Below are 20,734 nucleotides of genomic sequence, written 5' to 3' on the forward strand. Positions count from 1 at the left end.
TTGTCGGACCCGGCCGTTACTGTGCGCGCCATGCGGAGCTTCGAGTTCGTCGACGGCACGTCGGCCAAGTTCTGGGCGATCTCCCGGGCCGGCGGGCAGGTCACGGTCCGGTTCGGCCGGCTCGGCACCCAGGGGCAGACCAGCGTCAAGGCCCTGCCCGACGAGGCCGCCGCGGTGGCGCACGAAACGAAGCTGATCAACGAGAAGATCCGCAAGGGCTATGCCGAGACCACCGGTCCATCCCGGCAAGCGCCGGTCACCATCCCTGCCGTGAGTCCGGGCGACCCGTCATCCCCGGTTGATGGGGTGTCCGTGACTGCATCCGGTGTCTCTCCGGCGGCTTCCGGTGCGAGGAGCGGCGGCGAGGTGGCCGGCGTCGCCGGGCCTGTCGCGATTGCGGCGGCTGAGACCTTCGAGACTGATGCCCTCGCGGCGGGAGCCGACGACACGGCGGGTGCGGTGGCTGATGAAGACGTTCTTGTTCTGCCGACGGCGTGGCTTCGTGTCAGGACACCGCGGCGGGGCACTGCCGGGCTCGGCCGGTTCACGCCCAACCCGAAAGCTCGCGCTGCTGCCGAGGCCGAGCTCACACGGCAGCCGACACGGGTGGAGGCGGTGCTCGCGGCGGCCACCACCACCGAAGACGTCCGCCGGGCGGCTCCGGGGTGGCTCGACGGCCTGCCTGAGGCGACGCCGCTGGGGGCGGCGGCTGTGGCTGCCATCGCTGACTACGGGCATTGGCAGTCGGGGGACTGGGCCGTCTCCTTCGCCGACATGTGGATTCGGGAGCGGGGGCTGGTCTTCGCGGCTGAGGCTGCGGTCACCTTCGCCGGGCTGATCGTGCAGGACGACCATTCGCTGAGCGCCTCCCGGCAGCGGCCAGGAGTCCGTCACCGGCAACCCGGGGAACGGCGATCGGTTCGGCAGCCCTGCGGGGCCACCCGGGCCGTGCTGCGGGTGCGCCAGGCGCTCGCGGTGGCACCCGACACGGTGTATGCCCAGGTGGTGGACGTCTTACGGGCGTACCACGAAGGGGGCTCTTATGTCCGTGCCGCCGTCAGCGTCCTCGTTCCGGAGGAGCGGGGCTGGTTTGCGGCGGCGCGGGACGGTGCTGTCGCCGCCGGCGACGGCTATCTCGCGACGCTGTTGCTCATGGCGGCCACCACCGCGGAGGACGTGTCGGCCCTGGCGCCGCTCGCCGATCGGGATGCCGTCACCGACTCGATGAACCTGCTGGTCACCATGATCGACGGACTCGGCGCGGCGGCGGCCCCGATGCTGTGCGACTGGTTTGACGACTCGTATCACTCGGCCGACGACCAGCGGCGGCTGCTCTCGGCTCTGGCGGCCCTTCCCGGCGACGAGGCGACACGTGGGCTGATCGGGCGGATCGGCGTCAAATACGTCAAACCAGCTCTACTCGACAACGCCGAGCGCTATCCGGCCCGGGCCCTGCGTCTGCTCGCCGAGGCCGCCGGAGATCCGGCCGTCGCCGACCTGTTCCGCGGTCACCTGCTGAAACACCGTGCGCTGGCCGAGTCGGTCCTCCCCCGGCTCGGTGCGGAGGCCGCCGAGCGGGTCGGGCGGCTCCTCGCCGAGGCGGCGGCCGTGGCGACCGCCCCGCTCTCCGCGGTGCCGCCGGTCCTCGCCGACCCTCCGTGGCGGCACCTCCCGGAACCGGCCGCACCGGTCGTCATCACCGGCCTGAGCTGCGACGACGCGATGACGTTCGGCTGGCTGCCCGGCGAGCGGGAGCGGTGGGAGGCGCTGCCGTTCCAGCGGTACGACCATGACGGCCGGTGGGATCCGGAGGTTCGGCGGCAGGCGGTGCTCGGCAATCAGCTGCCGATGCGCGACGCGTTCCTGTTCTTCGTCGACACACCCGAGGAGATCGCCCATCCCACGCTGCTCGAGTGGCGGCCCCGCGACCCGTGGATGGCGGGGACCTACATGCGCCTGATCACCGCCCGGTTCGGCGCGGACACGCTGCTGGCGCTGATGAGCCTGGCGCCGCACTCACCGGTCGATGTCGCCCCGGCGCTGCAGCCGTTCGCCGCACCGGAGATCGCGGTGCTGATGGCGGACTGGATGGCCCGCCTCAAGGGGGTGCGGGCCGAGGCGCTGGCGTGGCTGCTGCGGCATCCGGCCGAGGCGGCCCGCGCGCTGATCCCACCGGCGCTCGGCAAGCTCGGCCCGGCCCGGCGACAGGCTGAGAGCGCGCTGCTGGCCCTGCACACCAACGGCCACACCGAGGCGGTGCGCTCCGCCGCCCGGAGTTACGGTGACGCGGTGGCGGCAGCGGTGGAAACTTTGGTCACCGCTGATCCGGACGCTCTCGACCCGACCAAGATCCCCGCCGTCCCGGCCTGGGCGACGCCCGGTGTCCTCCGGCCGATCCTGCTGCGCGACGGGTCCGGGTCGCTGCCGGACGAGGCGGTGTCGAACCTGTTCGTGCTGCTCGCGTTGTCCCCGCCGGGCGTCCCGTCACCCGGTCTCGGGACGGTTCGCGAGGCGTGTGAGCCGGCGAGTCTGGCGGCGTTCGCGTGGAGTCTCTTCGAGCTGTGGCAGACGTCCGGATCCGTCTGGAAGGAGCGGTGGGCGTTCGAGGCGCTCGGGCATCTCGGCGACGACGACACGGTGCGCCGGCTGACTCCGCTGATCCTCGCCTGGCCGGGGGCCGGTGGCCACAACAAGTCGGTGATCGGATTGCAGGTGCTGACCTCGATCGGCACCGACGTGGCCATGATGCAGCTGCACACCATCGCGCAGCGGTCGAGGTTCACCGGTCTCAAGAACGCCGCCGTGCGAAAGATGGACGAGGTGGGGGCCGTGCTGGGCCTGACCGCCGAGCAACTGGCCGACCGCCTGGTGCCCGATTTCGGCCTCGACGCCGGTGGTGGAATGCGGCTCGACTACGGTTCGCGGCAGTTCGTGGTCGGCTTCGACGAGCAGTTGCAGCCGGTCGTGGCGGAGCCCGGAGGCAAGCGGCTCAAGGCGTTGCCCAAGCCCGGGGTCCGTGACGACGCCACTCTGGCCCCCGCCGCGTATCAGCAGTTCAGCGCGTTGAAGAAGGACGTACGGGCGGTGGCCGCCGATCAGGTGCGCCGGCTCGAACGCGCGATGATCACCAACCGCCGCTGGTCCGGTGCCGAGTTCCGGCGCCTGTTCGTCGAGCATCCCCTGCTGTGGCACCTGGTCCGCCGCCTGGTCTGGGCCCGCTTCGATCCGGCTCCGGGCGTCGACGGCACGCCGGGCGGGGTGGTCGCCGTCAGTTCGTTCCGCGTGGCCGAGGACCGGACGTTCTCCACCGTGGACGATGAGGCGACCACCGTGCCGGACGACGCGGTGATCGGTGTCGCCCACCCGCTGCACCTCGGCGATGACCTCGCCGTGTGGGCTGCGGTCTTCGCCGACTACGAGATTCTCCAGCCGTTCGCACAGCTGGGACGACCGGTCTTCGCCCTCACCGAGGAGGAGGCGACGACCAGCCGGCTCGTCCGGTTCCAGGGCGTCAAGGTGCAGACCGGCCGGCTGCTCGGCCTGGAGCGCCGCGGCTGGCGCAGGGAGACCCCGCAGGACGCCGGCCACCAGGGCAGCATCGAATGCGTGATCGAGCCCGGCCGAGAGGTGGCCGTGGAGTTCGAGCCGGGGTTCTCCATCGGGTATGTCGACATGGCCGCGGAGCAGGAGCTGACCGATGTCTACCTGCATGACGGCAGCGGCGAGCGCTGGTGGAGGAGGGACGACCGTGGCCACATCACGCTCGACAACCTGGATCCGGTGGCCGTCTCCGAACTCCTCCGCGAACTGACCGACCTGGCCGGCTCGTAGACGCGCCGGAGAAGCTCGGGATGCAGGGTGGCGTTCCGCGCGGCCGGGCAAGACCGGACCGGACCGGACCGGGCAAGACCGGACCGGGCCAGGCCGGGCAAGACCGGACCGGGCCAGGCCGGGCAAGACCGGACCGGGCCAGGCCGGGACCGGTCCCGGCCTGGCAGGGGCGGACCCGGGTGGATGACGGGTGGGGTCAGGCGGCGGGAGCCAGGTCTTCCGGGCTTTCGGGGTAGAGGGCACCCAACTCGACGAGGACGGCCGTGTTGTGGCGGAACGCCAACTGGGCCTCGTTGACGGTGGTGGTGGCTTCGTCGTCGGAGAAGGGCAGGGCGTTGAGGCGCTCCCGGTAGGCGATCTTGTAGGCGCGGGCGTCGGGGATCCGGTCGAAGCGGTAGAACGACGTTCCGGCTTCGCCCAGGCCGTACAGGTTGGACAGGGTACGGCCGATCATCTGGCCGCCGCTCAGGTCGCCCAGGTAGCGGACGTAGTGGTGGGCGATGAAGTGGGTGGGCGAGGTCGCCGCCAGGTCGCGGAGACGGCCGGCGTAGGCGCGGGTCGAGTCCAGGACGGTGACTGTCGACTCCCAGCCGGGGCCGTAGAGGTGGGCCAGGTCCGCCTCCAGGGACGGGACCCTGATCAGCGCAGGGTCGGCGAAACCGGCGGCCGGGCCGGCTTCGGCTCGTATCCGGTCGGCGGCGGCTTCCAGCTCCCGGTAGACGGCCAGGTACTGCGCGGTCAGAGCGGCGAAACCGGCCATCGGGACGGCGCCGGCCATCAGGCGGGAGATGAAGCCGCGGGTCTCGGCCTCGCGGTGCTCGACCATGGTGGCGCGGCGCAGGCGGGTGGAGAAGTCGGTCATGTCGGCTCGTCCTTCCTGATCATCGAGGTGGTGGCTCGGTCGGTGCGTCCCGGCGCAGACCGGGCGGGCCTGCGGGAACTCGTTGTCACCGGGTGGGGACACGACGTCGATGTCGTACTGATCATCCTCATTGCGCGGGCGCTTGGTCCAGAGTTGCCGCCAGGTTCTTCGACTGTCGGCGGGACGTCCTGCGGCGGAGGAATCGGTAAGCGAGGTACATGACGGTCAGCCTGAGACCGATCACCAGCGCCCACGGCCAGGCCCAGACGGCAGTCCCGCGGGTCACGGCCGGGAGCTTCCGGCCGACGTTTGCGGGCTCGACGCTGACCTCGGCAGTGAGGCCTACGGTCGACTGGACCCCGAGGATCCTCTCGCCGACGGTCACCGAGCCGCCAGGGACGCCTTCGACGCCGACATGAGCGCCGCGCCCGGGATTCCGGGTGATGTTTCGGCCGGAAGCGTTGCGGGCAGGGCAATCGGGGCGGCCTGCGCCGGGGCGAGGACCAGGATCAGCAGAAGAATCGCGGCCGGCACGCCTCGGACGGTCATGTTGCTCCTTACGATGGGGCGGGCCGGCCGGGAATTGTTGCGGAATTCCCGGCCGGTTCCCGAGCCCGAGTACCCGGAACCGGGAGACCGGCCCGGACCGGAGACCAAGCCGACCCGGACCAGAGACCAAGCCGACCCGGACCAGAGATCCAGGCGGCCCGGACCAGAAGACCGGTCCCGATCGAGAACCACCGATCGGAACGCCGCTCGTGGCGCCGCGGCGCTGAGCAGTCAGCCCGTGCGCTCGGCAATCAGGGCGGTCTTCTCACGGTTGATGATCGCCGCGGCGCCGGGGCCGGAGCAGAGGGCGAACGTCGCCGGGCGGACGGCGGTGAGGATGGCGGCGATCGTGCGGCGGGTGAGGTGGGTACGCGCCGCGAGGTCGCCCACGATGTCGGCCGTCGTGCCCTCGCCCTCGCGCGTCAGATCGTCGTCGAGGGCGGCCACACACCGTTTCACCAGCTCCGACGAGTCGAAATCCACCCGGTGGACGACCGTGGGGACGGCCACCGGCAGGGCCGGCCGGACCCGGCGCCCGTCGGTGATCGCCCGGAAGTCGCCCTCCGCCTGCAGCCCCGCGACGAACGACGTGTACGACTCGTCGGCCACCACCGTCAGCTCGTTGATCCCCGGCATCCGCCAGCCGTGCTGGTCGACGGCGAGCCGCAGCCCACGGCCCACCTCCTGACGCCGGGACACCGTGTTGTCGCTGTGTTTGAGCATGCCGATGACGAAGACGTTCGGGTTGTCCCAGCCTTCCCGCAACGCCGAGTGCGAGAAGACGAAGCGGACCGGCTCGTCGAGGGAGAGCAACCGCTCCCGGTCGCGCAGGATCAGGTCGAAGGCGTCCACATCGGAGGAGCTGCCGTCGATCATGCGCCCGGTGCGCCTGTCGATCGCGAAGTAGCCCTGGTGGGTGCGCTCGGCCGGGATGCCGTCGAGGTAGCGGCGGTACGGGCCGTCCGGCTCGCCCCCGGTGAGCGAGCGGTACTCGTCGAGGAAGATCCGGGCGTAGTCGCCGAGCTGGTCGTCGCGCGCGTAGTCACGGTAGTTGACCACCCGGTCGATGAAGAGCAGCGACAGCACCTTCACGCCCCGGGACTGCAGTTCCCGCTCCCGGCTCAGGTGGGCACGGATCACCTCGCGGATCTGGAGGCGGCGTTTGGCCGCTCCGGGCTCACCCTCGACCCCGACGACGCTGATCCGTTTGACGAGCTTCCGCCGGTACGCCTCGAGCGCGTCGAGCCGGTGCACCAGATCGTGGCGTACCCGGTGGGTCGCCGAGTACCGCAGGACCATGAGCGGACCGAATCGGCTCAGCGACGCCAGCGAGCGAGCCGACCCGATCCGCTGGGGTTCGTCGACGACGACGATCGGACGGGCCGCCCGGATCACGTCGATCGGCCGGCGCGACCCGAAGCCGTCCTGTTCCTCGTAGATGCGGCGGTTCTCGCGGGACTCCGAGTTGAACGCCTGCAGGTTGATGATCATGACTTGGACGCCGGCGCCGGTACGGAACCGTTCCAGCTCGTGCAACGCGGACGAGTCGTAGGTGAACGGGCGCGGGCGTGTCCCGTACGTCTGCTGGAAGTGCTCGGCAGTGACCTCGAAAGCCTTGCGCACCCCCTCCCGGATCGCCACCCCGGGCACCACGACGATGAATCGTGACCAGCCGTAACGCCGGTTCAACTCCATGATCGTCTTGATGTAGACGTAGGTCTTGCCGGTGCCGGTCTCCATCTCCACGTCGAGGTTCGGCGCGTCCGGCGCCGCCTCGCTGACCGCCGGCGTGGTGGAGAGCGGCAGCCCGGCCCGGCGCTGGACCGCCCGCACGTTCTCCGGCACCCGGTCCGTGACCAGCGGGGCGTTGCTCGGCCCCGGCGCGGCATACGGCTGGCCGGCGAAACAGTCGACGACCGCGGCCACCGCCTCGGTCTGGAACGGCTGAACCGTGAACTGGAGCCGCACCGGTCACAGAACCTTCACGTCGGTCGACGGCGACAGCGCGGCGAAGATCCGGTCGGCGTTGATCCGGGCCGCGTCGTCGGTGAACCCGGAGTCCCGGAAGACCACCCGGCTCGGCCGGCGAGCGGCGATCGACCGGATCACGTCCTCGGTGATCGTCTCCGCGAAGCAGGCGACCAGGTCGTCGGCGCCGGCCACGTACAGCCCGTCGGCGACGGTGATCGGAAGGCCCGGGTCGAGACCGGAGTCGAGCAACGCCTGAAACAGCAGATCCTCGCCCGTCCGGTCCGGTTTGACCCGATCCACCAGTGACCCCAGCTCACTCTGCGGGAGATCCCCGGGGACGTCGGCGAGGTTCGGCGAGTCCAGCCGCAGCACCCGGAAGCCCAGGTCGCCCGACACGCCGGACGCCCGCAGCTCAGCGGCCACGTTGCGCACCCGGGTCAGCCCGATCTCGAAGATCGACGCGAGACCCTTCTCGGCGATCGGCAGCGGCTCCGGGATCTGCACGCTGATGAACCGCCGGTTGCCGCCGTCCGCCCGGTTCTGTGCCAGCACGGCGTGCGCGGTGGTCGCGCTGCCGCCGAAGAAGTCCAGCACGATGTCGCCGTCATCGGGCCGGCCGGCCAGCTGCAGGACGCGTTGCAGCAGCTCGACGGGCTTCACCGAGTTCAGCACGTTCGCGGTGTGCTCGAACGGGACATACCGCAGCAGACTCCGCTTGGCGTCCTGGGTGTGCCCGACCTCGCCGTAGAACCACAGCGTCTGCGGGGTGCGCCCGGCCGACACCTCGGAGAGGAACCGTTTCACCGCCGGGGCGTTGTCGCCGCCACTGCCCCACCAGATCCGGTTGTCCGCGTTCAGCTCGTCGAAGCGTTGCCGGGAGATCCGCCAGTAGCTGCCGCGTGGCGGGCCCTCGATCAGCCGGCCGGACGGGGTGGTGATCGGGTAGACGCCGGCGTCGTACCGGTTGCGGGCCGACATGTTCTCCGGTTTCCACGGGCCACGCGGATCGGCGTCCGGATTGCGGTACCGCGCCTCCATCTCGGCGGTCCGGGCCAGCGGGCGCGGCTGCCAGCGGTCCCGGTTCCGGGCGAAGACCAGAATGTAGTCGTGGTCCTCGGAGAACCAGCGGGCGGTGTTCTTCGGCGCGTACACCTTCTGCCAGATGATCTGCGCGACGAAATTGCGCTCCCCGAAGATCTCGGTGCAGATCTTCCGCAGATTGTCGACCTCGTGGTCGTCGATGGAGATGAAGATGACGCCGTCGTCGGTCATCAGATTCCGGGCCAGCGCCAGCCGCGGATACATCATGCTCAGCCAGTTCGAATGGAAGCGCCCGGCCCACTCCGGATTGGCGACCAGCGGCATCCCGGACGCGTCGACCTGCCCCGAACCGGTCAGATAGCGGGCCTTGCTCTGGGAGAAGTCGTCGTCGTAGAGGAAATCGTTGCCGGTGTTGTAGGGCGGATCGATGTAGATCACCTTGATCCGCCCGAGGAACGACTCCTGCAACAGTTTCAGCACGTCGAGGTTGTCGCCCTCGATGAGCAGATTACGGGTGCCGTCGAAATCCTCGGACTGCTCCCGCATCGGCCGTAACGCCCCCGCGGCCGGCTCCCGGGCCGCCCGCTGCGCCCGGCGCTTACCCGGCCAATCCAGCTGATAACGCTCCGGCGCACCCTCCGCGACCCGATCGCCGAGATGCCGCCTGAGCAGGTCGAAGTCGACGACCCGGGCGGGCCTCCCGGACGCGTCCGCCACCTCGGTCACGGCGGCGGGGAACAACTCGGCGAGCCGGTCGACGTCATGCGTCGCCGGATCGGGACTCGTCAGTTTCTCCACAGAGCCGTCCCAGGGGGTCCTACGCGTCCTAGGTGCTGGAAACCAGCACCCTACCGCCCTTCGACGACAAAAACCCCATTCCTGGAACGGAAAGCCCTTAAAACCCTTTTTCGGTACGGCCGACGCGCCCCGTGGACGCGCAAGAGGCCCGCCCGGCGAACCGGTGCGGGCCTCGAACAGCCGTGGTCACCCGCCCGGTCGCAGGCCCGAAATCCAGACGGTTACGAATGCGCCTGCCGCAGGGTCAGGCCACCGCGGATCAGCGCGCCGATCGCGTAGCCCAGCAGCAGCACGCCGACACCGGAGCCGACCACCTCGCCCGGCGACACCGTCGACACCATCCCGGTGATCAGCCCCGCCAGCGCGGTCGCACAGACCAGCCCCGCGAGGATCCGCAGCGCCGGATCACGCAGCACCGGGGCGAGCGGCCAGAAGTGCAGCCCGACCACCGCGGCGACGAGCACCGCGATGTACTCCGACCGCCCGGTCACCGCGAGCAGCACCGCACCGAACCCGGCTGCCGCCAGCTCCCCCGCGAGGATCACCAGATACCGCCGGTCCCCGCCCGTGTCCCGCAGCAGCTCCTCCAGGCGGGACCGCATCAGCAACGCGCCGCCGGCACCCGCAGTGAGCAGTGCCGCAACACTGCCCGCAACCAGAAACACACCCCAGGGCGGCTCGTTGGCCGGCACGCTGAGCCAGATGGTCGCGAATATGCCGAGGTAAAACGCCGTGAGCCCGGCCCGCCGCCGGACATCCGCCAATGCCGCCACCAGTGTTCCCTTCCACAACCCCCGTCATGACCGCGCGCAGCGATTATCACGAATGGTTACGGAACGCATGTCACCACGGTTGAGGTCTTCTCGTACTCGACACACTCGGTGACGGGCCGCAAGGCGAGAGTCGCGGTCAGTCGCGGGGCTGCGGGGTCAGGCGGCGCCACAGCCAGGAAGGGAAGACGCTCAGGCCCGAGCCGAAGGCGCTCTGCAGGAACAGGTCGGTGCCGATGCCGACGCTGCCGGGGGCGTGCCGCACCACGTGGAGCATGTGCCGGGCGCCGCCTCGGCGGCCGGTCAGTTTGAGAGCCACGCCGAGGGCCAGTTCGGCGCGGAGCGTGTTGGGGTGGGTGTCGCCGAGGGCGGCCCGGAAGCCGTGGAACGCGCCCTCGAAGTGGTCGGCGGCGTCGGTGTTGCGGTGCCCGCGGGCGGCGGCGAACCCGAGCACCATCTCGGCGCGGAACCGGGCCGGGTGCTCCGGGCCGAAACGGTCGCGCACGTCGTCGCGTACCCGGGAAAGGGTGTCGCCCGGACGCCCGAGGGCGGTGAGCGCCTCGCCCAGCGCAACCGTCAGCGCCAGGGTGACGCTGTGCCGCGGTCCGTGGGTGCCGGCCCAGTGGTCGCGGAGACGGCGCAGCTCACGCTCGGTGTCCTCCCAGACGGGCCGGTCCTCGCGGGGGTCGGTGAGCGGCGGGGTGAGCCGGGCGTCGACGAGCACCCGGATCGCGTCGGTCACAGCCGGATGGTCCTGCCGGTCGGGGCCGGCGTGGGCGGCGATCACCCGGGCGGCCCGGCGGCGGGCGTCCGGCTGGGCGCCGTCCTCGATCTCGGTACGGGCGAGCTCCAGCTGGGCCGACTGCACCAGGTCGAGCATCGAGTACCGGATCTCGTGCTCGTCGATGAATGCGGCGAGTCCGGTCCGGGCCTCGTCGTACCGGCCGCGGAGCCGTCGCGACCGCAGGAACCGCACCTCGACGTCGGGCGACGGTGGTCCGGTGCGCAGCAGGGTCCACAGGTGCTCGGCCCGGCCGGTGTCGCCGAGTTCGTCGAGAACCTCGGCGAGCAGGAGCCGGGCCCGGCCGCGCAGCTCCGGGTCGGTGGCGAGGGGCACGGCCCGGTCCGCGTGGTCGCGGGCCTCGTCGAGCGCGCCGGCCTCCCGCATCAGCTCGGCCGCCCCGACCAGCACGGCAGGGTCGTCGAAGTGGTGTTCGGCCAGCTCACGGTGGTGGGGAGCGGTGAGCACCGGCTCCCGCAGGGTGATCACCCGCCGGTGCAGCCGGTCCACGATGGCCAATGGCAGGTCCGGCCGCCCGGCGAGCCGGTCGGCGTGCCGGTTGACCAGGAACGACTCGGCCGGGTCGGACCACGGGTGGTCGATCACGGCGTCGGCGAGGCGGCGGGCCAGCGCGGTCCAGTCGACCGGCGGCAGGTGCTGCCGGGCCGCGTCGCGGACCACCGAGTGCACCTGCAGAGCGCCGTCGACCGGGGTGGCCAGCAGTTCCCGGTGCAGCTCGTCGACGGCTTCGGCGACGGCCCGGCCGAGCAGCAGGCGCAGCACGCCGGGCGGGAGGGCGGCGGGCGAGCTGAGCGCGGAGAACCGCAGCACCCGGGAAGCCGGCTCGCCGAGGCCGTCGAACCGGTCCCGGAGCAGCACGGTCAGCGGTGACGGCACGTCGGCGAGCCGGTCGGCCAGGTCGGCGGGGCCGTGTTTGCGCAGCGCCAGGCCGGCCAGCCGGAGCGCCAGCGGGTGCCCGCCGAGGAGCGCGAGGAGGTCCGGGTCGTCGTCGCCGAGCAGCTCGGCCGCCTCGGCGCCGGCCATCGGCCCGAGTTCCAGGACCGGCGCCGGGATGCCGGGCACCCGGGTGGTGATCAGGACGGTACGCAGCCGGCGCCCGGCCGCCCGCACGATGAGGCGTTCGACCGACTCCTCGGTGAGCGCCGGGATGTCGTCGACGATCAGCACTGTCGGCTCCGGCTCCCGCGCGACCCGCTCGGCGAAGTCCTGGACGACGTCGGTGACCAGTGGGTTGCCCATCCGGGCGCGGAGTGCGGCGGCGAGGGTGGCGGCCATCTCGTCGGGGTCGGCGCTGCTGCCGGCCAGGCTCACCGTCCAGGTCCCCGGTGGCGCGCAGGCGGCCGCGAGCGCGGATTTCCCGATGCCCGCCGGCCCGGTGAGCACGCACACCCCGCTCTCGGTGAGCGCGGTGCGCAGTTCCCGCAGTTCGTCCTGACGTCCGATGAACACGCGCAGGAAGATACCGACAGCCGGCCGGGTTCGCTCGGCTGGCTCTCCGGGCCGTTACCAACATGATCCGTAACCACCGGCCGGCCTGACCGACCTACTCTGACCTGCATGATCGTTAGCCGGATGACATGGTCGTCGAGGCGGAGTTCTGCGCCGGCACCTACCCCGGCGGCACCTGATTCCTCACGAGCGCCACCGGAGGCGGTTGCTCAACCGGCTCATCGGGCGGCTGACACCGGCGCCACACCCCGGCCGACCCCGGCGGCGATCAGCCGTCGCGCGACGACGAGTCCGATCTGGATGAACGCCGTCGTGCTGCCGAACAGCAGGACGAAGAAGCTCACCCGGGCGGCTGTCGTCATGTCGCCGATGTTGAAGTACGCGTAGGCGCTGATCGCGTAGTAGACCTGGAACAGCGCGCCGGTCACGAAGAACAGCCAGGGCCGCCAGATCCGGTAGAGGGTGACCAGGAAGCCCAGCTCCAGGGCGGCGCCGACCATCAGGTCGGTGAGGATCGCGCTCGGCCCGGCCGGGGTGGCCACGTTGATGATCCCGGCGAGGAACATGGTGAGCACCGCCGCGCCGGGGCGCCGCAGCACGGCGAGGGCGACGACCGGGCCGAGGAACCAGACGCCGGCCATCGCGGCGTACGCCAGTGGGACGGTCGCGGCGATCGCGAACGACACGAAGAACGCGGGTATCAGCAGGACACCGGTGGCCGCGCCGATCGCCGCGCACGCCATCAGGTAGCGGGTAGTCAAGGACTTCATCCGAGGGCTCCAGACAACAGGTGGGGAACGAGACAGACAGCGACAAGCCAGACCGCCAGGACGGCGTCACGGAGGCGCAGCGGGACGTGCCGGCGCTCGGTACGGGTGGCGAAGGCCCCGAACCCGCGCGCCTCCATCGCCAGCGAGACCCGGTCACCGTGCCGCATCGCCCCGGCCAGCAGCGGTACGGCGTACCCGTTGTACCGGCGCAGCGTGGCGACCGGCCCGCGCCCGCCGTCCACGCCACGCACTCGGTGCGCCAGCCGGATGATCTCCAGGTCGCGCCGGAACCTCGGCACGAACCGCATCGCCGCGAACCCCGCGTACCCGATCCGGTAGGGCATCCGCAGGTGCGCGATCATCGAGCGGACCAGGTCGGTCCCGTCGGTGGTGAGGCCGGCGATCAGGGCGAGCAGCATCACGGCGGCCACCCGCAGCCCGGTGGCGAGCCCGGTCTCCAGCGCGCCGGACCAGAGGGTGAACGGCCCGGCGGTCAGCAACGCGGTGGTGTGATCGACCAGGTCCGGGTCGGTCCACACGCCGAACGACACGGTCAGCAGGGCCACCAGCAGCGGCGGCCCGGCGATCGCCGCGATCAGGGTCCGCCCGCGCAGCCCGCCGCCGATCAGCAGCATGGCGAGCGCGATCACCGCGAGGACGGCGGGTGTCCACAGGTCCCGCGACAGCGCCGTGACGATCATCGCGGGCACCGGGGCGAGCACCTTGACCACCGGGTTGTACGAGCGCAGCGACCACACGCTCATCGGGTCGGCTCCAGGGCGGGCAGGTCGGCCAGGCGGGTCACGCCGTGCCAGCCGGGATGGCGGGTGAGGGCGCGGGCGGCCTGTGCGAGCGGTGGTGGCTGTAGCCCGGCGGCGGCCAGCACCGCACTGTCGGCGTAGACGCCGGACGGGACGCCGTCGGCGATCACCCGGCCGCCGGCGAGCACGAGCAGCCGGGTGGCGTACTCGGCGACCAGGTGCATGTCGTGGCTGACCACGACGACGGTGGTGCCGTCCGCGTGCAGCCCGTCGAGCAGGTCGAGCAGCTCGGCGGCGCGCTCCCGGTCCTGCCCGAACGTCGGCTCGTCCAGGACCAGCACCGTCGGCCTGGTCACCAGCGCGGCGCCGACCGAGAGCCGGCGTTTCTGACCGCCGGACAGCAGGAACGGGTGCACCTCGCGCACCTCTGCCAGCCCCAGCCGGTCCAGCAGTGCGCCGACGCGGGCGTCGATCTCGGCTTGCGGTCTCCTCAAGACCCGGAGGCCGTACGCCAGCTCGTCCTCGACCCGGTTGGTGAGGAACTGGTGCTCCGGGTTCTGGAAGACGAACCCGGCCCGCCCGGTCACCTCGACCGTCCCGCGGCGGGCGCCTACCACTCCGGCGATCGCCTGGGCCAGCGTGGTCTTGCCGGCCCCGTTGGCACCGGCCACCGCGACGAACTCGCCGGCCGCGACGGTCAGGGACACGCTGTGCAGGACGGTCGTGCGTCCGCGGTGGACGGTCAGGTCGCGTACCACGATGGCGGTCTCGGCGGCGACGTCGGCGGCCGCCCGGGCCCGGGGAGCCGGCAGCGCGGGCGTCGTGTCGAGGGCGGCGGCCAGCTCGCCCGGTGTCAGCGGCAGCGGGTCCAGGGTGATCCCGGCCGCCCGCAGCCGCAGCGCCGCGAGCGTGGCCACCGGCAGCCACACGCCGAGCGCGAGCAGTTCGTCGACGTGCCCGGTGAGGATCGCGCGGGCCGGACCGTCGAAGGCGATGTGCCCGTCGGCGTCGAGCACCAGCACCCGGTCGACGAAGCCGATCGCCGCGTCCAGGTTGTGCTCGACCAGGAGCACGGCCCGGTCCCGGCCGGCGGCGATCTCCCGCAGGATCCGGTAGACCTCCTCGACCCCGGCCGGGTCGAGGTTGGCGGTCGGCTCGTCGAGGACCAGCACGGGGGTACGCAAGGCGAGCGCGCACGCGATGGCGAGCCGCTGACGGCCACCGCCGGACAGGTGCTCCGGGTCGTCGTCGCGGCGCTCCCAGAGCCCGACACGGCGCAGCGCCTCCTCAGCCCGCGCCAGCACCTCCGGGGCCGGGACCAGCAGATTCTCCGGCCCGAAGCAGACCTCGTCGAGCACCGTGGCGGTGACGATCTGCGCGTCCGGGTCCTGGAAGACCATCGCGACGTCGCGGGCCAGCGCGGGAACCGTGGTGGTCGTCGTCCCGACGCCGGCGACGGTCACCGTGCCGTCCATCCGGGCGCCGACGACGTGCGGGATCAGCCCGTTGGCGGTGAGGGTCAGAGTGGACTTGCCGCACCCGGACGGCCCGAGCAGCAGCACCACCTCGCCGGCCCGCACCTCGGCTGTCACGTCCCGCGGGCGGGGTGTGCCGTGACTCACGGCTCCGGTCTCGTCATACATCTCGTGCCGCACGGACACCCCGCTGAGCCGCAACAACACGTCGGACATGCAGATAAGGATAGGCATACCTTAATTACTCGGGTACGCCCTCCGGCACGACGGGGTTTGACCTCAATTCAGGTTGAGGTTCTACCGTCGTCCCGTACGGCTCGGCAGGGACGAGGTAACCAGTGTTGAGCAGGATCGATACCGAACTCGGCGACCGGCTGAAGGATGCTTTCCGCCGGTTCCCGACCGGGGTCGCGGTGATCGCCGCGGGCGGGCCACGAGGCCCGGCCGGGCTCACCGCGTCCAGCGTGGCGTCGGTCTCGGTGGATCCACCGGCGCTGTCGTTCTCGGTGATGGGGTCCCGCTCGGCGCGGGCGATCCTGGCCGCCCCGAGTCTCACCGTCAATCTGCTCGGGCCCCCGCACCTCGCGCTGGCCCGTGACTTCGCCCGGTCGGACGGGCCGCGCTTCACTCCCGATCAGGGCTGGGACGTGCTGCCGACCGGGGAGCCGTTCCTGCCCGGCGCCCAGGCGAGCCTGCGGGCCGTGCCGCTGCACCGGCTCCCGGTCGGCGACTCGACGGTGGTCGTCGCAGAGGTGGTCGACGTGCTGCTCGGCCCAGCCCGCGGACGGCTCGTGCACCACGACCGCGAGTTCCACCCCCACCACGGAGACGAGTCCTGATTCCGGGATGGCTCCGGTGGCCGGACCCGGAGCCATCCCGGACACCGCTCGCCGGCCCTACTGGCCCTCGGGGAAGTCCTTGACGTCCTCGTATCCGGCCGGGGCGGGCGGCTCGACCGGCGCGTAGATCACCCGGATCACCCCGGTCGGAAACGCCTCGGTCGACAGCATCTTCAGGTGCTGGACCGGGGCGCCGTCGACGAACAGCTTCTCGCCCTTGCCGGCCGCGACCGGATGGATGAGCAGCCGCAGCTCGTCGATCAGCCCGGCGGCCAGCAGCTGGTGCACCACGTCGAGCGAGCCGGGGATCAGGATGCCCTTGATGCTCTCGTCGGCCTTCAGCGCACGGACCGCGTCGGTCAGCTCACCGTCGATGACTTCCGAGTTGCGCCAGGTGAACGTGAGGTCCTGACGCGACGCGACCACCTTGCGGATGTCGCCGAGCTGCTTGGCGAACGGCGCGTCCTCACCACCACCGGCCTCCCGCTCGGGCCAGGCGCCGGCGAAGCTGTCGTACGTCTTGCGGCCGATGAGCAGCACATCGGAGGTCGCGTAGTCCTCGGTGACGGCCCGGCCCATGTTCTCGTCGAAGTACGGGAAGTGCCAGGACGGGTCGATCTCGGCGACGCCGTCGGCCGAGATGAACAGCGTGGAGATGACATTCGCCATGGTGGCGGCCCCTTCGTGTCGGTGGTCTCGGTCAAGTAGACCGGGCCACCGACACGAACTCATCGGTCCCGCGAAAAAATCAGGGAAGAGCGTTCAGGAACGGCTCGTGGTTGTTCCGGAACTCCCAGCTGTAGAACCGGTCCCAGTTGATCGACCAGGTCATCAGGCCCCGGAAGTCCGGGTTGAGCCCGCTGCGCGGCGTGTATCCGCCGCAGTTCGAGCCCTTGACCAGGCAGGTCACCGCCTGCTGCACACCGGCCGGGGCGACGTAGCCGTTGCCGGCGCTGACCGAGCTCGGCGCGCCGAACGCGATCTGGTCCTCCCGCAACCCCGGGAACACGTTGGCGGTGTTGCCCGCGACCGGGAAGCCGGCGAGCAGCATGTCGGTCATCGCGATGTGGAAGTCGGCACCGCCCATCGAGTGGTACTGGTTGTCCAGGCCCATGATCGAGCCGGAGTTGTAGTCCTGCACGTGCAGCACGGTGATGTCGTTGCGCAGCGCGTGGATGACCGGCAGGTACGACCCGGCGCGCGGGTCCTGGCCGCCCCACGGGCCCGAGCCGTAGTACTGATAGCCGAGCTGGACGAAGAACGTCTCCGGGGCCATGGTCAGCACGAATCCGGCGCCGTAACGGGTCTTCAGCGACTTCAGCGCGCTGATCAGGTTGACGATGACCGGGGTGGTCGGGTTCTTGAAGTCGGTGTCGCCGGTGTTCAGCGAGAGCGAGTGGCCCTCGAAGTCGACGTCGACGCCGTCCAGTCCGTACTTGTCGATGATCGCGCTGACCGAGCTGACGAACTTGTCCCGGGCCGCGGTCGTGGTGAGCTGCACCTGACCGTTCTGCCCGCCGATGGAGAGCAGCACCTTCTTGCCGGCCTGGCGCTTCGCCCTGATCGCGGCGATGAACTCGGCCTCGCTCTCCACGCCGGGGCACTCGGTCGCCGGGCAGAGCGTGAACCGGATGTCGCCCGAGGTGACGCTCGTCGGCTCGCCGAAGGAGAGGTTGATGATGTCCCAGTCGGCGGGCACGTCGGCCATCCGCAGGTAGCCGGCGCCGTTGGCGAAGCTGGCGTGCAGGTAGCCGATGAGCGCGTGCTTCGGCAGGCCACCGACCGGGATCGGGGTGCTCGGCGACGTGGACGGGCTCGGTGACGTGGAGGGCGACGTCGACGGGGACGGGCTGGTCGACGGCGACTTCGAGGGGGACGGGCTCGACGGCGACGGGTTCGTCGTACCCCCGCAGGCGCCGTTGTTGATCCAGACGTCCCACTGGCCGCTCTTGAGGACCGGGTCCTCACCCTGCGTCCACCACTTGGCCGTGTAGTTGTTGCCGCCCTTGGAGGCGACGTTGTCCTTGACGTAGACGGAGGACGCGCTCCAGGCGGGGGCGCAGGCCACGGCCGCGTTGGCGGTGGAGGCCACATAGACGAGGGAGCAGGCGGCGGCCACGGTTGCCGCCGACGCGAGGAGTACCGATCGACGCATGGCTAATTATTAGGACTGTTAACTGTATAAGTAAATAGCGCCGATCGAACCCGGTAGGTGTTCGAGCCGTACTGGAACTAAGGTGGCACCGGTCACGTCGGCCCCGAAGACGCTTGCCTCGGTGTTGCCTGGCCGTGGAATCATGCGTGTTCGATGTCGGAGCGGGGCTAGGAGACCGGTTGCCCAAGTCAACGAAACGCCGCACACCACTATGGGCGCGGCTGTGTGCCGCGTTCGGCGCCGTGCTGCTGATCGCCAGCGGCGGCACCCTGGTCACCGGCCAGACCCTGATCGCGAAATACACCAGCGGTATCACCGACGAGGGCCTGCTCGACGGCGACGCGGCTCAGGCCGCGACGAAGAAGGACGAGATCAAGGGCCCGCTGACGATCCTGCTCGTCGGCATCGACCCGCGAAAGCCGGAGACCCCGCCGCTGTCCGACTCGATTCTGATCGCGCACATTCCGGCCGATATGAGCACGGCGTACCTCTTCTCGATGCCGCGTGACCTTTATGTGGACATCGCCGCCGACTCGAAGTCCGGCGTCCGGGCCCACCGCGGGAAGATCAACTCGGCGATGGCGCTGGGCAGCCAGGTCAACGGCAAGATCGATGTCACCAACGGCTTCAAGGTGCTCTCCAAGACGATCCGCAACTACACCGGGATCGAGCAGTTCGACGCCGCCGCGATCATCAACTTCGGCGGCTTCAAGGACATGGTCGAGGCACTCGGCGGCGTCTCGATGGTCATCGACATGGACGTGAAGTCGGAGCACCTGACGCCCGAGGGCAAGCAGCGGCCGCGTAAGGCGAGCTGCCCGGTCACCTCCAGCTGCGACCACCCGTACACCGGGCCCCAGGCGTACTACAAGAAGAGCACCAAGCCGGTCCGGCTCCAGCCGTGGCAGGCGCTCGACTACGTCCGCCAGCGGTACCCGAACGTCGAAGGCGTCGACATGAGCGACTACGACCGTCAGCGGCACCAGCAGCAGTTCATCAAGGCCATGGCCAAAGAGGCGATGAGCAAGGGCGTCATCACCGACGTCGGCAAGATCACGAAGATCATGGACGCGGCCGGGAAATCGCTGACCTTCGCCGGTGGCGGCAACAGCCCGATCGAGTGGGCGCTGGCGCTCAAGGACGTCAACGTCGACGACATGGTCACGATCAAGCTCGACGGCGGCGGCATCTTCGAGAACCCGGCCAACAACACGGGTTACCTCGGCGAGAAGTTCAGCAACCCGGATCAGGCCACCGCGTTCTTCAATGCGGTCAAGCAGGATCAGGTCGCCCAGTTCCTGCTCGACAACCCGGGCATCGTGAACATGGACAGCTGACACCCGCAGACAAAACGATGGGGCGCCGCGATCTCGCGGCGCCCCATCGTCGTTCTCCGTGCGGGTCAGGCGCGGGTCCACTTCTGGTTGGCGGTGCCGCCGCAGTCCCAGAGCTGGAGCTGAGCGCCGTTGGCACTGTTCCAGCCGGTGATGTCGACGCACTTGTTGGCCGAGATGTTCACCAGGTCGCCGGCGCCGGAGAGGGTGAACCGCTGCACCGGGTTGCCGTTGCAGGTGACCAGCTGGATCGGGGTGCCGTTGGTGAGCGCGCCACCGGCCGGGTCCATGCACTTGCCGAGCGCCCGCAGCGTCCCGTCACCGTTGAAGGCCCACTGCTGCGCGCCGGTGCCGTTGCAGTCGTACATCTGCAGGCGGGCGCCGTCGTTGGCCGTACCGCCGGGGATGTCGATGCACTTGCCGTTGAAGTTGCTCTTCAGCGCGTTGCCGCCGGCCGGGGGCGGGGTGGTGGAGTCGCTCCAGGCCGAGGCGCGCACCCAGTCGACCAGCATGGTCTGCGGGAAGGCGGTGGACGCGTCCGGGCTGCCCGGCCAGTTGCCGCCGACCGCGACGTTCAGGATCATGTAGAACCCGTGGTCGAAGACCCACTGACGACCACCGAGCGAGGCCGGGGTGACCCGGAAGTACTCACTTCCGTCGAGGTACCAGACGATCAGATTCGGAGACCATTCGACGGCGTACGAGTGGAAGGCGTCCCCCAGCGGCGCGGAGAGGGTCCGGCTGCCACCGATCGAGCTGCCGCCGGAGTAGCCGGGGCCGTGGATCGTGCCGTACAGCTTGTTCGGCTCCTTGCCGACGTTCTCCATGATGTCGATCTCGCCGGACTGCGGCCAGCCGACGCTGCCCAGGTTGTCGCCGAGCATCCAGAACGCGGGCCAGATGCCCTGCCCCTTCGGCACCTTGATGCTGGCCTCGAACCGGCCGTAGCGCTGGGTGAACTTGCCGGAGGTGAGGATCCGGCCGGAGGTGTACTGGCAGGTGCCGTACCAGCACTGGAGGTTCGACGGGTTCTCCTTGCGCGCGGTGATCGCGAGGTGTCCCTGACCGTCCTGGCGGACGTTGTTCGTGGAGTTCGTGTAGTACTGCAGCTCGCTGTTGCCGAAGCCGCCACCACCGATGTCGAAGTTCCACTTCGCACTGTCGACCGCCGCGCCGGACGCGCCGTTGAACTCGTCGGACCAGGTCACCGGGCCGACCGCGGCGTCCGCCGTGTCGCCCTGCGAGGCGAGGGTCAGGCTGCCGGCCAGCGTTATCGCAACGACGGCGGCGCCCAGCAGAGTGCGTATCCCGCGCATGGGGATCCTCC

At 70.5% G+C, this 20,734-nt stretch carries 15 protein-coding genes; 3 read left to right on the plus strand and 12 right to left on the minus strand.

Features of this window, described 5'->3' with window-relative positions; all coding sequences use genetic code 11:
- The first annotated feature begins 30 nt into the window (after positions 1-30).
- Positions 31-3,831, plus strand: a complete 3,801-nt coding sequence (locus BM290_RS44300; protein WP_093622019.1) for a DUF4132 domain-containing protein — start codon at positions 31-33, stop codon at positions 3,829-3,831.
- Between the two features lie 196 nt (positions 3,832-4,027).
- Here BM290_RS44300 and BM290_RS44305 read toward each other — a convergent pair whose 3' ends face one another.
- The 9 genes from BM290_RS44305 to BM290_RS44345 all read right to left on the minus strand — a co-directional run bounded on the left by BM290_RS44305 (position 4,028) and on the right by BM290_RS44345 (position 15,295).
- Entirely contained in the window at positions 4,028-4,693 is a 666-nt protein-coding gene (locus BM290_RS44305) for a biliverdin-producing heme oxygenase (RefSeq protein ID WP_093622020.1), read from the minus strand.
- A gap of 381 nt (positions 4,694-5,074) precedes the next feature.
- The gene (locus tag BM290_RS48915; RefSeq protein ID WP_177320161.1) at positions 5,075-5,242 is read right to left on the minus strand and encodes a hypothetical protein; all 168 of its coding nucleotides are present in this window, start codon (positions 5,240-5,242) and stop codon (positions 5,075-5,077) included.
- Positions 5,243-5,473: 231 nt separating this feature from the next.
- Positions 5,474-7,210, minus strand: a complete 1,737-nt coding sequence (locus BM290_RS44315) for a DEAD/DEAH box helicase family protein (protein WP_093622022.1) — start codon at positions 7,208-7,210, stop codon at positions 5,474-5,476.
- Between the two features lie 3 nt (positions 7,211-7,213).
- A complete protein-coding gene (locus tag BM290_RS44320; RefSeq protein WP_093622023.1) occupies positions 7,214-9,052 on the minus strand; it encodes a site-specific DNA-methyltransferase in 1,839 nt (612 codons plus the stop codon).
- Between the two features lie 221 nt (positions 9,053-9,273).
- Positions 9,274-9,825: a hypothetical protein gene (locus tag BM290_RS44325; protein WP_143134182.1), complete on the minus strand. Its 552-nt coding sequence runs from the start codon at positions 9,823-9,825 to the stop codon at positions 9,274-9,276.
- A 136-nt stretch (positions 9,826-9,961) separates the two neighbouring features.
- Entirely contained in the window at positions 9,962-12,073 is a 2,112-nt protein-coding gene (locus BM290_RS44330) for an AAA family ATPase (protein ID WP_093622025.1), read from the minus strand.
- 218 nt (positions 12,074-12,291) lie between these two features.
- Positions 12,292-12,843 carry an ECF transporter S component gene (locus tag BM290_RS44335; RefSeq protein ID WP_093622026.1) on the minus strand — a complete coding sequence of 184 codons (552 nt, stop codon included), beginning with the start codon at positions 12,841-12,843 and terminating at the stop codon, positions 12,292-12,294.
- On the minus strand, positions 12,840-13,607 hold the full coding sequence (locus BM290_RS44340; protein WP_093622027.1) for an energy-coupling factor transporter transmembrane component T: 768 nt from the start codon (positions 13,605-13,607) through the stop codon (positions 12,840-12,842). The genes BM290_RS44335 and BM290_RS44340 overlap by 4 nt, the downstream gene beginning before the upstream one ends.
- A complete protein-coding gene (locus BM290_RS44345) occupies positions 13,604-15,295 on the minus strand; it encodes an ABC transporter ATP-binding protein (RefSeq protein ID WP_239144079.1) in 1,692 nt (563 codons plus the stop codon). Before BM290_RS44345 ends, BM290_RS44340 begins: the two co-directional genes overlap by 4 nt.
- A 125-nt stretch (positions 15,296-15,420) precedes the next feature.
- On the opposite strand from BM290_RS44345, the gene BM290_RS44350 reads away from it, so the two are divergent.
- Positions 15,421-15,918 (plus strand): flavin reductase family protein, encoded by a 498-nt coding sequence (locus tag BM290_RS44350; protein WP_093622041.1) that lies wholly within the window; start codon positions 15,421-15,423, stop codon positions 15,916-15,918.
- Positions 15,919-15,975: 57 nt separating this feature from the next.
- Here BM290_RS44350 and BM290_RS44355 read toward each other — a convergent pair whose 3' ends face one another.
- Both BM290_RS44355 and BM290_RS44360 read right to left on the minus strand, forming a co-directional pair.
- A complete protein-coding gene (locus BM290_RS44355; protein WP_093622029.1) occupies positions 15,976-16,587 on the minus strand; it encodes a dihydrofolate reductase family protein in 612 nt (203 codons plus the stop codon).
- 79 nt (positions 16,588-16,666) lie between these two features.
- Positions 16,667-18,073, minus strand: coding sequence for a chitinase (locus BM290_RS44360; RefSeq protein ID WP_093622030.1), 1,407 nt, complete (start codon positions 18,071-18,073; stop codon positions 16,667-16,669).
- A gap of 179 nt (positions 18,074-18,252) precedes the next feature.
- Here BM290_RS44360 and BM290_RS44365 point away from each other — a divergent pair, with 179 nt between their 5' ends.
- Positions 18,253-19,410 carry an LCP family protein gene (locus BM290_RS44365; protein WP_239144080.1) on the plus strand — a complete coding sequence of 386 codons (1,158 nt, stop codon included), beginning with the start codon at positions 18,253-18,255 and terminating at the stop codon, positions 19,408-19,410.
- A gap of 65 nt (positions 19,411-19,475) precedes the next feature.
- Here the strand turns inward: BM290_RS44365 and BM290_RS44370 are convergent, their stop codons facing one another.
- Positions 19,476-20,723, minus strand: coding sequence for a glycoside hydrolase family 16 protein (locus tag BM290_RS44370; RefSeq protein WP_093622031.1), 1,248 nt, complete (start codon positions 20,721-20,723; stop codon positions 19,476-19,478).
- Positions 20,724-20,734 lie beyond the last annotated feature (11 nt).

Source organism: Actinoplanes philippinensis (assembly GCF_900113015.1).
GTDB classification, from domain to species: Bacteria; Actinomycetota; Actinomycetes; order Mycobacteriales; family Micromonosporaceae; genus Actinoplanes; species Actinoplanes philippinensis.